The organism is Thalassoglobus polymorphus (assembly GCF_007744255.1).
Taxonomy (GTDB): Bacteria; Planctomycetota; Planctomycetia; order Planctomycetales; family Planctomycetaceae; genus Thalassoglobus; species Thalassoglobus polymorphus.
Genome location: NZ_CP036267.1, coordinates 1,178,149 through 1,193,311 on the forward strand (window position 1 = coordinate 1,178,149; position 15,163 = coordinate 1,193,311).

The window sequence follows — 15,163 nt, forward strand, 5'->3', positions numbered from 1 at the left end:
TTCGTGCTTTTTTCAATTTCGTACGTGGGCGCAAAACCATTGCAGTTACCTCTTTATGTTCTCTAAGCAGAGTCATCGATCAATTCGCCGGACTCAATTTCTGTCATCTGAGTCTTCGACGTTATTTGCGTAGAAGTGGCACAGGTTATCGAACAATCCGTCTCTATTCAATGTCGGCAGAATGATTGAGTTCCTCTCTGGAAACCTCTGCTGCGAAGGATTTTTCAGTGCTTCGAAAGCACCAGTTCAGATTTTCAGGTCGGTTCGAGAACATCTTTCGAAGAGCTGGCTAGATTCTGCCTCGTGGCGAACAGCAATTCTAATGGAGAAACGCGTGTTTCACGGGGACATGGAAGTGCAAACGGCTCTAAGAGTTTCTTCCTCAAGACGTTACAGGAGAAAAAATTGATGTGTAAATGAGGACCCAACCTTTCCTCTCATCCGCATCTTTGCCATGATATCGTAGAACTTTCTGAACCTCGTTTGGGAGGATGTAAGAGCGTTCTGCTCGATCACACATCCACGAGACGTGATTGTTGTTGAAGAGAATTCATTCTTCCACGAGGTAGAACCACAAGTTGTTTTGAAGAGCGCTCGAATGACCGACTCCAAGTCGAAGCTCCCTGAGGATGAATCAAATCACTCAGACTCCAACCCTGCAAAAGAAACGCAGCCAGCAAGTGAGGAGACCGCAGCGATGCAAATCCCCGGGAATCCTCAGGGAAAAAAGTTGCCGCAAACGGATACCGTTCTTGGAGACTTCAGACTCCTTCGCAAGTTGGGCAAAGGGGGGATGGCAGAGGTATGGCTGGCGGAGCAGGAGTCCCTCAAGCGGAACGTCGCCTTAAAACTCCTCCGCCCGACACTTACTGAAGATCACACGTACGTCGCCCGATTTCAGACGGAAGCAAAAGCGGCAGCCGGTTTGAACCATCCTAATATTGTTCAGGTCTACACAGTCGGCGAGCGAAATGGTCAGTACTTCATTGCTCAGGAGTATGTGCAGGGGCAAACGCTGAAAAGCTTTATTCAGAAGAAAGGCGCTTTGGATGTCAACGTGGCGCTGGCCATCATGCGGCAAGTCGCCTCTGCATTACAAGTTGCGAATGAGCGGGGGATTGTTCATCGGGATATCAAACCTGAGAACATTATGCTGAACCGAAAGGGAGAAGCAAAAGTTGCTGACTTCGGCTTGGCACAACTTCAAGGTGGTGAACAAAACTTGACGCAAGAAGGCGTCACCATGGGGACTCCTCTTTATATGAGCCCCGAGCAAGTCAACGGAAAGAAACTCGATCAGCGCAGCGATATCTATTCCTTTGGGATTACCTGCTACCACATGCTCGCTGGTCGTCCGCCATTCGAGGGTGAGAACGCCGTGAGCGTCGCGGTGAAACACTTGCACGAACCGCCAAAGCCCCTTCAGGAGATTCGCTCCGACCTTCCTGCGGCACTCTGCAAGGTGGTCGCCCGGATGACTTCCAAAAAACCGGAAGATCGCTACGACAGTGCCCAGGCTGTCCTGGTAGATGTTCGCAAGATTGCCAAAGCACTCAAGACCGGAGAGGATGTTGATCATCTGGTTGGATCTCCTGAGAACACCAGTGCTTCATTCCCGGTGAAAAAACCTGCGCTGGTCTTACCGCTGCTTTGTCTGCTTGTCGCATTGGGTGGAGCAGGAATGGGCCTCATGATGAAGAAGTCGATCGCTGAGGTCGATCCCGATGCGATCGACAGCTCAATTCCAAAGAAGGACACCGCACGCGAGCAGTACAAGCATGCAATGCTCCGATATGATGATGAAGACGCATTTAAGGCGGTCATTCATCGGTTTCCAACCGATAGGGTTTGGACTCCGAAAGCCCACGAGCAACTTGCGATGATGTACCTCAGAAACTCTTCGCGGCACGCTGAAGCGCGCGAGCAGCTGCGAATTCTGAAAACTCAATACGGTCCGTCAGAAAAAGCCAAAGCCCAGATCGGTGAAGCCTACTTAAGTGCGATCGATGGTGAATATCGAGCCCCAAGCGCTACGCTCAGTCAACTTGACTCGGAAATCCAGGAGCATATTTCTGGCAGTTGGGAACAACGTGTCGAAGATATTCGTGAGATGATTCAACAACTCGAAGAAAAGCAAAAGCCAGGAACGTAAGTTGCGCTGAGATCCTTGACTCGTGCATGTTGTGTCCTCGTCGGGTCCGTGAAAGTCACTTTGATGAGTTCATCAACTGCTCGCCAAAAGCAGAACATGAAAGACCTGTCTTGGATTTGCTCTCGCGCCTGACTGCTCATGAATACTTCGGGCGAAATCCTGTTTCCTGAATCCTTGATCATTATGCACGTATGTTAATTTCTCAAATTCTCAAACAACTCAAGCTCAAAATACAATGACTGATGTGATTGAAGGGAGTCTGTACGACTTCCCGAAGTATTACGACCTCCTCTTTGGCTTCGACTGGAAAGCCGAGTGCGACTTCCTGGAACAATGTTTTCAAGAATATGCCAAAGTCAAAGTTCAACGGCTCTTTGAGCCTGCCTGTGGAACGGGGCGGTTGCTGATCAAACTGGCACAGCGAGGGTATGCCGTTGCAGGGAACGACTTGAATCCTCATGCGATCAAGTATTGTAATGATCGGTTGAAGCGGTATGGCTTTGATGAGTCAGCCGTGGTGGGAGACATGAGTGATTTCAAAGTGAAGAAGAAATTCCATGCTGCCTTCAACATGATTAACAGTTTCCGTCACCTTGAAACTGAAAAGCAGGCGACGAGTCACTTTCAGTGCATGGCAGACGGTCTGACAAAAGGGGGCCTCTACATTCTCGGAGTTCATTTAATTCCGACCGATGGGCCACGAATGGAAAATGAATCGTGGGTTGCCCGGCGAGGCAACTTGCAAGTCAATTCGCACATGTGGTGCAAAGAACTTGACTTGAAAGGGCGTAACGAAAAACTGGGGATGAACCTCGACATCTACACGCCGACGAGCCATCAGCAGATTCAGGACGAAATGAACTATCGCACCTATACTGCCAAACAAATGGCGACGCTTCTCGCTCGTGTTCCCGAACTCGAAATCGCAGCTGTCCATGATTTCTGTTACGAAATGGAAACTACGATCGAAATCGACGAGACCTCCGAAGACGTCGTCTACATCCTCAGAAAACGATAGAGGTCACAGCAGATTTGGGTGTCCGTGCGATTGCTGGTCAAGGGGGGCAGGGGCGAACGGCAATGGAAAACTCTGAAGCTTGAGTATCAACTTGAGTTCGCAAATTCCCGGTTGCTCAGAGTTGCTGATAGTACTTCAGAATTATTCTGAGGTACTCGGATTTCGATGTCTTGTTCCCGCTGTTAAATCCTGATTCTGAAAAATGCATCATTTCCGCAAACTGTTCATCCTCTCCTTTCTGTTTGCGGTCGTCGCTGCCATTCCATTTTTGATATTGGGTGAATCGTTCGAGGAGCAAATCAAAAACTGGTTTACCTCGGACTGGTCAGATTCTCAGCGATTTTCGCTCATCGTCGGGTTGCTTGCAGTTGATATCGCGATCCCGATTCCTTCGAGTGCGGTGAGTACATATGGCGGAGCGGTTCTCGGTTTTGTCCCAGCGACTGTCGCTTCATGGATCGGAATGATGCTCGGTTCACTCTCAGGTTTTTGGGGAGCCCGAATTCTCGGTCCGCCACTGGTTTCGAGGTTTTCGAAAGCTGATGATTTGGAGTCACTCGAACGGCTGAACAAAAAGATTTCCCTGTGGATCATTGCCGTCGCTCGGCCCCTTCCGATATTGGCTGAGGCGTCGATATTGTTGCTCGGTTCGCTGCGACTTCCTTGGACACGATTACTTCTCCCGTTAGCCCTGAGTAATCTGGTCATCGCTGCGGCGTATTCTGCGATTGGCTATTGGTCCGTTGAACGCGACATCACATTTTATGTCGTGCTGGCATCGATGTTCTTTCCGTTGCTGCTAACATGGCTTGTTCGACGGCAATTGCACTCATTATTTTCTGATTCGACAACGTCAAGAGTAAAACCATGAAAGCTACTCTCCTGCAGGATTCTCAGCTTCTTTACGAGCCGAACTACGAACCTGTCCCAATTGAGTCTGCCATTGAAGTCGAAGTTCTTCAGGCCGGAATTTGCGAAACCGACCTGCAATTGATTCAGGGGTATATGGGGTTTGCGGGAGTTTTGGGGCACGAGTTTGTCGGGATTGCCAAGTCCGGAAAGTATCAGGGGCAGCGAGTTGCCGGAGAGATCAACTGTGCGTGTGGCGATTGTGAATGCTGTGCTCAGAGCCTTCCGAATCATTGCCCGAATCGAACCGTGATCGGAATATTGAATCACGATGGCGCCTTCGCCGAGCGAGTTTGGGTTCCGGAAGAAAATTTGCATCCGATTCCAGATTCGGTCAGCGACGATCAAGCTGTCTTTGTCGAACCGTTAGCCGCCGCTTTTCAAATCCCGGCTCAGCTCGACCTGAGTGATTTTCAGAACGTCATCGTTCTTGGGGACGGTCGACTCGGGAACCTTTGTGCACAAGTTCTTCAAGGCTATAAAAAGTCTCCACTGGTGATTGGGAAACACCCCGAGAAACTCGAACGCCTGGCAAAACTCGGCATCGATACCGAACTCTTAAGCGAAGTGAGCGAGACAAGATTTTCCGACCTCGTCGTGGACTGCACCGGATCGCCATCAGGGCTGACGACTGCCTATCGCCTCATCAAACCGCGCGGGACAATTGTTCTGAAATCAACCTATGCTGGAGACCATAGCCCTAACTTAGCCCCGATCGTGATTGATGAACTGAATCTGGTTGGCTCTCGCTGTGGTCCGTTTCCCATGGCAATTGAAGCACTCGCTGCGAGCGAAATTGACGTCGACCGCTTAGTCACTTCACGTTTTCCCATTGAAGAGTCCATCAAGGCATTTCAGGTCGCTCAACAGAAAGATCAGTTGAAGGTGATTCTCAAAGTTAAAGACAATGACAGTGACACAGAGTAAATGATAGAGCCGTTTGCTCTCCCGAGTGCCCGTATCCAACGCAAATGCCAGTTCGAAGGTGCGATGATATTGGGGGCGATTCAAAATAGCTCTGTGATTGGGAGGCCGTTTTCTTGGACGGCGAAGCGTGGGCGGTTTTGGTCGTCTTCGTAGGTGGTGTCGAGCGGGACTCCCATGTGGCGGTAGATGGTGGCTGCCAGGTCGCCCGGCTTAACAGGGCGATCTTTGATTTCGCCGCCATCTTTGGATGTCGCTCCGATCACTTGACCGTGTCGCAGGCCTCCTCCGGCGAGCGCCATCGACATCACGTTCGGCCAGTGGTTTCGACCGTCGGTGCTGCCTTGTGTCCCCATGACTGGGGTCCGGCCGAATTCTCCCATGGAAATCACAAGTGTCTCGTCGAGGAGACCGCGATCTTTGAGATCGCTGACGAGTGTCGTCACGATGTGATCGTACAGAGGAAGAATCGGACCAAGTCCGCGCGAGATCCCTCCGTATGGCGGAATGTTGTCTCCGTGATTGTCCCAGGTTCCGGAGGCGGTGTGATAGCTGAGATCGATCGTCACGAAGCTGACACCAGATTCGACGAGGCGACGTGCCAGCAGTGCTTGCTGTGCCCACAAATGGTCACCGTATTTTTCTCGGGATGCGGGATCTTCTTTTGATAGATCAAAGGCTTCGCGTGCCGCACCACCCAAGAGCATTTCATAGGCTTGTTGCCCATAGCTGTCGAGGGCACTCATTGCGTTGGATTGATCGAGTCCTCGCTGTAAGTCGTCCAGATCTTTGAGGAGTTCTCTCCGATTTTGAAGCCGATCGTGGTTCAGCCCAGCTGGAAGCCCAAAGAGTTGTGCACCAGAGGTTCCTCCGAGCGGTTTTCCGACAAGATCAAGCTTCGGCAAAATGGCAGCCTTATTCCCATCGAAAGGATCGTATTCACGACCGAGCCAGCCGCCCCATGCAACGTGACTTTCGTGCTTTTGAAAGACGACATAAGGAGGCATTCCAGGAACATTTGCGCCTCGGTGTTTGGCGACAATTGAACCGATCGCGGGGTAACGATCTCCTTTGGGATTCGACCTTGGAGCGGCGTCGCGGTGACCGGTTTGCATCACCTGATTTGGTTGGTGGCTGCTCTTGCGACAATCGACCGAACGGATGATTGAAAAGTCTTCCATCATGGCAGCTTGCTTCGGCAAGTGCTCACAAATTTGAATACCGGGGACAGATGTCTCGATGGGAGAGAAAGGGCCACGGTTGATCGCGGGACGTGTCGGTTTCATGTCCCACATGTCGATATGGCTGGGACCACCAGTCATCCAGAGAAGAATGACACTTTTTCGTGAGAGCGGTTTTCCATCTTTTGATGCAAGCTCTCTTGCCTGTAGCAAGCTCGGTAAGGAAAGCCCGGCGACACCGGCCAGCCCGGCTTTCAGCATGTTCCTTCGACTGCGGACAACGACACCCTCGTTGGAGAGCGGATTCCAACTGGAAAATGCATGCGAAGCGTGAGAATTGACAGCCATAGTCGCCCTCGAAGGTCAAAATTCGTAGTCCACATTATAAGTTCCGCTGACGGGACAAACAACGTGTCTTCCTGAAATCGGCAGGTTGGAATCGGTTCAGCCTGTTGAAATCATTGATTTTCACGCAAAAATCGCCACTGAATCTCTCCAGTGACGATTGTTCACGTCGAAAACATCACAGACGAACGCTTACTTCTCACCGGCTCGGAAAGGTGAGGCTGGCAGGCCGTTCTTGTTGGATAAGTTGGGTTCGTCTGTCTGATGCCAGGAGTAGCGGACCGATTTTGGTGCTTCAACGGCATCGGCATGGACGACAACGGTGTTGCCTTGAATGCTTGCGTTTGCGTCCACATAGTTGCCATCTGCTCCGGCGATTTGGAAGTGTGATGGGGCTTTTCCATCGCGGGTTGTCAGGCCGTCTCCCACATGTTCAAAGCTGACGATGATCTTGTTGCCGTCGACTTTCATCGATTTGTAAAGCGGTCCGGAGTAGACAATTCCTTTCTTGCCGTAATCTTTCGCCAATGCCCACAGGGCGAGTCGCTTGCCGACATCTTGTTTGTTTCGTGGATGAATGTCTGCTGTGTTTGAGATATCAACCGTGACAGCCATCCCGGTGTGTGGAATCGAAAGGGTAGCTGTCTGTGCTTCCTGGATTTCCGCCAGTGCTGTTTCACTTCCACGGTACTTGTATGGGGCCAACTGCACGAAGTAAAACGGCATTTCCGGTTTGTTCCAGAGGGAACGCCAACCTTCAATCAATGCTTTCTTCTTTTCAAAGTAAAGCATCCCTTCGCCACGGTTGGATTCTCCCTGATACCAGAGCGCGCCTCGAATTCCGTATGGGACCAACGGAGCAATCATCCCGTTGTAAAGTGCCAACGGTGATTGATGATTGATTGCACCGTTCGCTTTCCTTTGCGGGAAAGAGTCGAGGTTGTCTGCAATGTTTTTCAATGCCGGAACATTTTTGAATCCGACAGGGGGAGTCCAGGGTTCGATACGTGTGCCACCCCAGTTGGAACCGATCAGACCGATTGGAACATCGAGTTCCTTGTGAAGCATACGACCGAAGAAGTATCCAACGGCAGTAAAGTTTGGGACCGTTTTAGGAGTCGTTGCCTCCCAGCCTGATGATTTGACATTCTCTTGCGGAGTCGCCATCGGGGTGTGAGGGATTTTGATGTGCCGAATGTTGGGGTAGTTAGCGGCAGCGATTTCTTCTTGCGGGTTGTTTGAATTTCGGACGATCCATTCCATGTTCGATTGCCCAGAGCAAAGCCAGACTTCACCGACAGCCACGTTTTTCAAGGCAACTTCATTCGTGCCTTTGATTTTCATTTCGAGGCCGTCGCCAGCCTTCATCGATTTTAAGTTGACGAGCCATTTCCCGTCGCTGTCCGCTTTCGTACTGGCGGTCTGGTCGCCAATCGAAACTGTGACTTGAGTGCCGGGATCATCCCAGCCCCAGATCGGGACATCCTGTTCTCGCTGCAAAATCATATTGTCCCCAATGATCGAGGGGAGCTTGAGTTCAGCAACAGCTGCCGTCGACAGCAATACCAGCGTCGACATGCACATGATCGTTAAGTGAACGGTTTTCTTCATCGGTGTCTTCTCTTGGTTCCAAAGTGGCTTTGCCAGCTTTTATCAAAGTATCAGCGTTCATTGATCACGATAGCCACCGCACGAAAAACCTTCAAGCTGCGGTCTCAGAGAGATCTTGACGAGACAAAACCGGTCTCCTTACAAGCAGGGACATGAACTCATAGCAGGTAAATCCAATGCATCGAGTCTCTCAGCAGGAGTCCCAGCATCTCCGAATCCTTCTATTGTCGATTTTACTGAGCGTTTCATGCGTTCAGGAGATTGCAGCCGATGAGATCCGCGCCTCGCAACCGGTCGAAACTGCCGATGGGACACGAATCTCGGATGAATTCGATCTTCCAAAATTCGACCTGGAAATTGAGCCTGACGTCGGTGGATTGAAGCCGGTCGAGTATGTGCAACCGCTGTGGGTTCCTACGTCTCAGGCGGTTGATGAGCCAGCAGATCCAGAGGATATTGATGCACTGCCTCCGTTGGATTTAGAGACAAAAACGAACACCGATCAGGTTCGTGGAGGGAAAGTCAAAATTGTGGAAGAGGATGTGGACCTCCGGGTTCCCACAACATCATCACCTGAGGAGGTTGACGTTGTCTCACCAAGTTGGATGAATCCGTTCATCGACGACCACATTTACCTGTGGCATGAAAACCGCGAAGAGCTTGAAATACTCTTTCAAGACAAAGATGGTTTCGGGATGACGACACTTGCCTTCGACGGGAAGATTCATGATGACGATGGTCCGATGTGGGCGAATTTCAAATTCGCCTGGCACTTTCTGAAAGGACCTCTTCAGCCAGATGTTCGTGCTCAAACTTATGACCTGACATTTGAAGTCAATCATGCGGAACAACTCAACGATACCTGGGGTGTTCACTTTCAGATTTCACCCACCTGGGCGACAGACTGGGACAACAAAACGGGTGATGCCTTCCGTTTAATTGGGGGTGGATTGATCTCAATGAAGTACGACGACGGTGTCTCACTCTTGTTCGGGGCAACCTATCTGGATCGCCCGGACCTCCCTGTTGTTCCGACAGCTGGTGTAAGAATTTGGGATGAGGATTTCGAACTCGATCTCGTAGTTCCCCGGCCTCGTATTGCATGGAGAACAGACACTGGCGAGAACGAAAAAGAGACGTGGGTCTATTTCGCAGGGGAACTTGGCGGGGGCTCTTGGGCCATCGAAAGAGAATTCAATCGTAAAGATATTATGGGCTACCGTGATTATCGTCTGCTCGTTGGCTGTGAAACCAAAGAGCCGGACGGGTCACGACAAGTGCTCGAATTCGGCTGGGTCTTCGATCGCCGGATCGACTTCGACCGCTACGGCGGCAGCCAACATCTCGGTGACACAGCAGTGATTCGAATTGGGCAGACGTATTGATTGCAGCCCTGCGCAGTAGATAGCAATTCTGCCCGTGAAGCGCTTTCTTCACGGGCACTCTGCTGACTTCATAAACAACTCGCTACGGGCAAGACGTCAGGACCTGGATGCGGGCTGGTTCTACTTTGTTGGGTGTCGGAGAGCTTTTCCAGCCAATGCGCCAGTCACTTTTCCGTGCGTCATCGCGGGAACTCCATTGACGTAAATGAAGACCATCCCGTCGGCGTATCGATGTGGGTCGGTGAAGGTCGCTGTGTCGATGAACTCTTTTTCGTTCCAGACCACAACATCGGCTGCGAAGCCTTCTCGCAGGTATCCCCGATCTGTCATCCCCATGATATCCGCCGGAAGTCCGGTCGAGCTTCGCACGGCGTGTTCAATCGGAATGTTCTGTTCACGGATCGCATAAAATCCGATCTTGCGAGGGAATGTTCCGTAGCTTCGCGGATGAGGGACTTCGTCACTGGGGATTCGAGCGGAGCCATCCGAAGCGGTCGCCACCCAAGGGAGCGTCATCACATATCGGACATCATCTTCGTTGATGCTGTGATTGACGATGCTTGCTCCACCGTTCTCTTCGATGTGAATGATCAGATCGTACGGGGTCATGTTTTCCTGCTCGGCAATCTCATCTAACCGCATTCCCGCCCAATCAGGACGCGGACGGTGTCGCGAAATTTGAATACGATGACCATTGTCGGTCAACTCGATTTTACGTTCGATCGATTCACGAATCCGGCGACTCTCTTTCGTGTCGCTGGCAAGACGCTCCAATGTCTTTTTTCGCCCACCAGCACGAGCCCAGGACGGAATCGTTGTGGCGCTCAGGGAGGTGCTTGACGCAGCGTAGGGGTATTGATCGGCGGTGATCGGTTGACCTTTTGCCTTCGCTTCCTGAATGATTTCGACAGCGGTTCGGACGAGTCCCCACGAGGATTTTCCGGACGATTTAAAATGAGAAATGTGCAGTGGTAAATTGCCTTCTTGTCCAATTTGAATCGCTTCTTTCACCGATGCGAGAAGCTGCGTTCCTTCGCCTCGAATGTGACTGGCATAAATTCCGTTGTGTTCCCCAACAACTTTGGCAAGTTCAATCAACTCTTCGGTATCGGCGAAAGAACTGGGGACGTAGATGAGACCAGTCGACATCCCCCAGGCTCCATCTTGCATTCCCTTTGCCATCAACTCTCGCATCTGCTCGATTTCTTCCGGCGTTGCTTTGCGCTTTTCGTCGCCGATCACTTCGTCTCGAATCGCACCTTGCGGAATCAGATGTGCCACGTTGACTCCGATTCCAAGGTCATCCAACCTGGAATAATATTTGTCGACATCAATTGGTCCGCTGCCACAGTTTCCGGTCAGCATGGTCGTGCAACCTTGCGTCAGATAATTCATTGCCGATCGAGTGTTGTCGCGGGAAATGCCTCGGTCGCTGTGATTGTGCAGATCGATAAAGCCGGGACTCACAGAGAGCCCTTTGCAATCCACGCGGACTTTCACTTTCCCGATCAGGAATTTTCCAACCGCAACAATCTTTTGACCGCGAATGGCAACGTTACCAATTTCCGGCTTCTCACCATCTCCCAGATACAGCAGTCCTGCTTCAAGCAGAATATCCGCGTCCACAGCTTTTTGGTCGGAGTCTTGGGCGCAGGCTACTGTCGACAGGAAAAGGAAAGTTGAACAGAGTAAGAAAGTGCCCACGGTCAAGATTGACCTGTTCTTCAACAACTTATCCAGCGAGTCAGAAATCGTGATTGTCGACCGTTCGCAGTTTTTCGTCCACGTTAATCGTTGAAGCATTTTGAACCCGGGTGTCGCGACGTCAATTTTACGTCTGGATGAAGAGGCCAAGGTGGAAGCACCAAATTCTTAAGACTTCATCCTATCTTTCAGCGATCGAGAAATCCATTAAGCTCACAGCCAGAACATCATTGAACGCTGAGGCTCGTTTTGGAGACCGCATCGGCACGAGGAGTTGAAAGACGCGCCGGCACAACCTCTGCAATTTTGTTGAGGTACAATCGTCGAATCGCATCGTAGCCACGGTCGTTAGGATCTTCGAGATTATCGAAATACCAATAGTACGGATCTTCTTTTCGATAGGTGGCCTTCCAGAATTTTTTGCAGTGAATTCCATGACCCAGAAACGTGGAATGAAGATCAACAAGATGCACGTTCGGTCTCTGTTCGCACGTCGTCTTAATGATCTGATTGTACCGTTGCAATACCTCAAGACCGTCATCCCAGGCAGGCAATCCTGCGTTGAGTGTGTCTCCGACACCATCGGTCGGGTCGTAAATGTTGCTCAGGAAAATGTCACAACCACCGGGGAATTTTTGTTCGACGAGATCTACAATAGTTGTCAGGCGAGCCTCGAAGTTTATAAACCATGGCTCCGCTTCTTGCATTGTCGCTCCGTACATTGCGCCTTCACGTGGAGGGGTGCGCCCATAGTTGTGGATGACATCATTCCCACCCGTTGTGAGGACGACAATTCCGAAAGTCTCTACAGGTTGCACTTCAATTTTTGGAAGCGAAAACTCAAGAAGCTCAATTGACGTCGTCCCCGAAAGCGAACGGTTTTCGCTCGTGAGATTGGGCAATACTGCAGAGAGCGTAAGCCCTTCCATCTCTGAAAACTCATCGCTGGGATTCTTGAGAAGTCGGTAGAAGTATGATTTTCCAGGACTGGCACCAAAGCCACTGGTGATACTGTCCCCCAAGCCCAGCAGGAAGACGTCGCGATCACTCCACTGTTTTTGAAACGGGCCACGATCAACCACCGGAGCCGTTGCCCCGGCTCCCATGTCGTGATTGTGCCAGTAGTGAATATAGAACAGGACGCCCAAAATGGAACAGGCTCCAACCAGGAGCAGGATCTTGAGCCGCTTCTTGAAGTTCGAAAGTGAAGCTTTCCTGTTCTCTCTCAGACTGTTTTCACTAGACGTGTCTTCCTTCGGGATCTCTTCAGTCGTTTCCATCGTGGTCCTCCTGAAACTCGATTCATGTCGGTGAGTCTGCAGCTCTTCTGTCTGGAATTCTTTATTACGTTCAGTCCGCCACGTTCGTTGGATGATTCCGGTCTTTGATGATCCTTCGGGGCGTTTTGAAAAATGTACGCGAACTGTCTCGTGGAGATGAGTGCTTCATCACATGAAATCACACTTCACGGACACAAGAAATACGAAGTGTTCCGGCATTCTCAGCCAAGCTCTTTCGGTCTCCAGACTGTTTGCAGCGAGAGCTTCGTCAGGATGTCGTCAGCCTGCTCCGCGTCCTCCTGAATTTCAAACCAGGCGACGGCGGCTGTTGGCATCCGTTCATAGTTGGCAGCGACTCGGCTCACGAGTTCTTCCAATCCAGGGTTATGCCCGATGGCCAAGACGATATCGTTGTTGAAGTATGACTTCAGGACGTGTTTCCAGGTTCCAACGCTCGCCAGATACAGGTCTTCAACCACCTCGACTTTTTCATCAAGAGTGAGTGCAACACTTTGAGCTGTCTGCTGCGCCCGAAGGGCAGATGAAGAGAGAATCAGACTCGGAATGAGTCCTCGTTCTTTTAACCAGTTTCCCATTCGTGGAGCGTCTCGAATTCCACGTTTGTTCAGTGGACGATCATGATCGTCCATCCCCGGTTCCGACCAACTCGATTTCGCATGTCTCATCAGTAAGAGAGTTTTCACGCTGAGATCCTCAATCAATATTCTATGTGATGACTCTGATTTTTTGTGGTGATCCTGAAATCAGACTCTCATCTCAATTCTGATTTTTGTATGATGTTCAACATGAGATTTGATCGACATTCCAAGCTGGAGTCTATTGTGCAACTCAGACTGTTCCTGCTTTTCATGATTTCGGCGTTTTTGCATTCGTCATCTCTGCTTGCTGAAAGCTACACGTACGTCGATGAAGACGGAAAGCAAGTGACACTCGAAGCGCGATCGATTGGGGCAGGGCAGGGCTTTCAAGCTTTAGAGCGACGTGACGGGCAACTACAGATTGTCCCCAGTTCCGTCATCGTGGACCGTTCTCCGGGAGAGGGACCCAAACGGTTTGATCGTGAAGAAATGTCGGAAATGCTGGCGAAGCGGTTCGGCGAAGAGCTCACTCGCTTTCAACTTCAAGGCAACTTCGTCATTGGTCTCGTGTTAACTGCACCGATCGAGAAAACATCGGAATCCAAAGCGTCAGCGTTCATTCAGAAGGCGAGTCGATTCATGAATCGGGTGGACGAAGTTTTTCTTCGTTACGCGAAGTCCCGCAAGTTCCCTCTTTACGAACCGCAGTTTCCTTTGGTCCTCTTGATTTTCGAGAGCGACGATGATTTCAATGAATACGCCGCTGAAGCAACTGGAGGCACCGGTCTTTCAGCTGCGAACATCGCCGGTTTTTATTCCCCGATTACTAACTGGCTGGCTGTGCGGATGAGTTCGTGCGATTCCTTTGAAGTTCCGCTGCACGAGGCGATTCATCAACAGATGTACAACCGTGTGTTTCAACGCCTTGCTCCCATTCCTAAATGGTTTGATGAGGGAATCGCTACCGGGTTTGAAGGGGAGGGAGAACGGATCAGCATTTCGCCAGCCAAGGTCAACCCTCGCTATGCAGCGCAAGCTCAAAGGATGTCGGGCCGCGTGAACTGGAGGTCGGTCATCGAGAACGACGCTGCCTTCACTGCGGATGTCCTTGCAGGTGAGGCCTATACTCTCGCCTGGTGTATGCACTGGTTACTGGCCAACAAACATCAGGATGAGTACGAAGCCTACGTTCAGGAACTTGCGTCACGAGAGCCCTTAGGGCGACTCGATGCAGAAGAACGTGCCAACCGGTTCAAGACGGCACTCGACGTCTCGATTGTTGATCTTCAAAAGGAATTTCCGGATGCCCTGAATTTTGCAATCAAGAGGCAGCGTATCCGTCCCAAGCCGACCAGAACCGATGGGGGAAGCACTTCCGCTCAAGCACTTGGTCTGGCAGATCTAAAAGTGGTTCGTTCGCGAATTGGGAGGCTGACTGCATCCGGCACATTCAAGAATATGTCTCCTCTAAGATCAATGACTTTTTATCTCACGGTAGAGTCCGGCGACGGAACGTATGCTGAATGGGTCATTGTTGATCTGAAACCTGGGCGTCGCCAGGAAATTGACAGCCAGCAACTCACGAAACGATTCCGTCCGGCGGTCCAGATGCCGCGCGGAACGTATCGAGTCTTCATTCGCTCGACGCCTGCTGACACTCGTGACTCATCCAACTGGGCGAATGGGACTGTTCCCGGCCCCTATCTGGCCCGGTAAACAGTAAACTTTCACTGAATTCACTGACCGACACTGGGAACTCTTGAGAATTCGTAATTTCTTTGAAATTGTGGGTCGACATTTTATTCCAGACCGATAGTATTCCAAACATAACGCGGGGTGGAGCAGCCCGGTAGCTCGCGAGGCTCATAACCTCGAGGTCGTAGGTTCGAATCCTGCCCCCGCCACTTAAACCCCACGGTCGTGAAATTTGCGACCGTGGGTTTTTTTCTTGCGCCCTCACAGAGACAGCCGCGAATCCGTCGCGATATCGCCAGTCTCCGCAACGTTTTGCGTCATCGACCCACTCGCCCGTCTGCAATGTCAGTTCCTGACAGA

11 protein-coding genes and 1 tRNA gene are annotated in these 15,163 nt (G+C 51.0%); 7 read left to right on the forward strand and 5 right to left on the reverse strand.

The genetic code is table 11. The annotated features are described in order from the left end of the window. The first annotated feature begins 598 nt into the window (after positions 1-598). From Mal48_RS04420 to Mal48_RS04435, 4 genes are all read left to right on the forward strand, one after another. Positions 599-2,152, forward strand: coding sequence for a serine/threonine protein kinase (locus Mal48_RS04420; RefSeq protein ID WP_145196519.1), 1,554 nt, complete (start codon positions 599-601; stop codon positions 2,150-2,152). Positions 2,153-2,387: 235 nt separating this feature from the next. Beyond that, positions 2,388-3,170 carry a class I SAM-dependent methyltransferase gene (locus Mal48_RS04425; RefSeq protein WP_145196521.1) on the forward strand — a complete coding sequence of 261 codons (783 nt, stop codon included), beginning with the start codon at positions 2,388-2,390 and terminating at the stop codon, positions 3,168-3,170. A gap of 202 nt (positions 3,171-3,372) precedes the next feature. Beyond that, positions 3,373-4,041, forward strand: a complete 669-nt coding sequence (locus Mal48_RS04430) for a TVP38/TMEM64 family protein (RefSeq protein WP_145196523.1) — start codon at positions 3,373-3,375, stop codon at positions 4,039-4,041. Further along, positions 4,038-5,006, forward strand: a complete 969-nt coding sequence (locus Mal48_RS04435) for an MDR/zinc-dependent alcohol dehydrogenase-like family protein (protein ID WP_145196525.1) — start codon at positions 4,038-4,040, stop codon at positions 5,004-5,006. Before Mal48_RS04430 ends, Mal48_RS04435 begins: the two co-directional genes overlap by 4 nt. Positions 5,007-5,086: 80 nt before the next feature. Here the strand turns inward: Mal48_RS04435 and Mal48_RS04440 are convergent, their stop codons facing one another. After that, on the reverse strand, positions 5,087-6,532 hold the full coding sequence (locus tag Mal48_RS04440) for a DUF1501 domain-containing protein (protein ID WP_145196527.1): 1,446 nt from the start codon (positions 6,530-6,532) through the stop codon (positions 5,087-5,089). A 189-nt stretch (positions 6,533-6,721) separates the two neighbouring features. Then, on the reverse strand, positions 6,722-8,140 hold the full coding sequence (locus Mal48_RS04445; protein WP_145196529.1) for a sialate O-acetylesterase: 1,419 nt from the start codon (positions 8,138-8,140) through the stop codon (positions 6,722-6,724). A gap of 176 nt (positions 8,141-8,316) precedes the next feature. Here Mal48_RS04445 and Mal48_RS04450 point away from each other — a divergent pair, with 176 nt between their 5' ends. Next, positions 8,317-9,525 (forward strand): hypothetical protein, encoded by a 1,209-nt coding sequence (locus Mal48_RS04450; protein WP_145196531.1) that lies wholly within the window; start codon positions 8,317-8,319, stop codon positions 9,523-9,525. A 120-nt stretch (positions 9,526-9,645) separates the two neighbouring features. On the opposite strand, the gene Mal48_RS04455 is transcribed toward Mal48_RS04450, so the two are convergent. From Mal48_RS04455 to Mal48_RS04465, 3 genes are all read right to left on the reverse strand, one after another. Continuing rightward, positions 9,646-11,151, reverse strand: coding sequence for an N-acyl-D-amino-acid deacylase family protein (locus Mal48_RS04455; protein ID WP_231739915.1), 1,506 nt, complete (start codon positions 11,149-11,151; stop codon positions 9,646-9,648). A gap of 305 nt (positions 11,152-11,456) precedes the next feature. Further along, positions 11,457-12,509, reverse strand: coding sequence for an SGNH/GDSL hydrolase family protein (locus tag Mal48_RS04460; RefSeq protein ID WP_145196535.1), 1,053 nt, complete (start codon positions 12,507-12,509; stop codon positions 11,457-11,459). A 221-nt stretch (positions 12,510-12,730) separates the two neighbouring features. Then, entirely contained in the window at positions 12,731-13,213 is a 483-nt protein-coding gene (locus Mal48_RS04465) for a SixA phosphatase family protein (protein ID WP_145196537.1), read from the reverse strand. 102 nt (positions 13,214-13,315) lie between these two features. On the opposite strand from Mal48_RS04465, the gene Mal48_RS04470 reads away from it, so the two are divergent. Both Mal48_RS04470 and Mal48_RS04475 read left to right on the forward strand, forming a co-directional pair. Then, positions 13,316-14,824, forward strand: a complete 1,509-nt coding sequence (locus Mal48_RS04470) for a DUF1570 domain-containing protein (RefSeq protein WP_197442049.1) — start codon at positions 13,316-13,318, stop codon at positions 14,822-14,824. Between the two features lie 114 nt (positions 14,825-14,938). Further along, positions 14,939-15,012, forward strand: a tRNA-Met gene (locus tag Mal48_RS04475). Positions 15,013-15,163 lie beyond the last annotated feature (151 nt).

Excerpts from the sequence above, each read along its gene's own strand:
- Mal48_RS04460 (WP_145196535.1), bottom strand. The coding sequence starts at position 12,509 with ATGGAAACGACTGAAGAGATCCCGAAGGAAGACACGTCTAGTGAAAAC.
- Mal48_RS04435 (WP_145196525.1), top strand. The coding sequence starts at position 4,038 with ATGAAAGCTACTCTCCTGCAGGATTCTCAGCTTCTTTACGAGCCGAAC.
- Mal48_RS04425 (WP_145196521.1), top strand. The coding sequence starts at position 2,388 with ATGACTGATGTGATTGAAGGGAGTCTGTACGACTTCCCGAAGTATTAC.
- Mal48_RS04445 (WP_145196529.1), bottom strand. The coding sequence starts at position 8,140 with ATGAAGAAAACCGTTCACTTAACGATCATGTGCATGTCGACGCTGGTA.
- Mal48_RS04450 (WP_145196531.1), top strand. The coding sequence starts at position 8,317 with ATGCATCGAGTCTCTCAGCAGGAGTCCCAGCATCTCCGAATCCTTCTA.
- Mal48_RS04470 (WP_197442049.1), top strand. The coding sequence starts at position 13,316 with ATGAGATTTGATCGACATTCCAAGCTGGAGTCTATTGTGCAACTCAGA.
- Mal48_RS04430 (WP_145196523.1), top strand. The coding sequence starts at position 3,373 with ATGCATCATTTCCGCAAACTGTTCATCCTCTCCTTTCTGTTTGCGGTC.
- Mal48_RS04440 (WP_145196527.1), bottom strand. The coding sequence starts at position 6,532 with ATGGCTGTCAATTCTCACGCTTCGCATGCATTTTCCAGTTGGAATCCG.
- Mal48_RS04420 (WP_145196519.1), top strand. The coding sequence starts at position 599 with ATGACCGACTCCAAGTCGAAGCTCCCTGAGGATGAATCAAATCACTCA.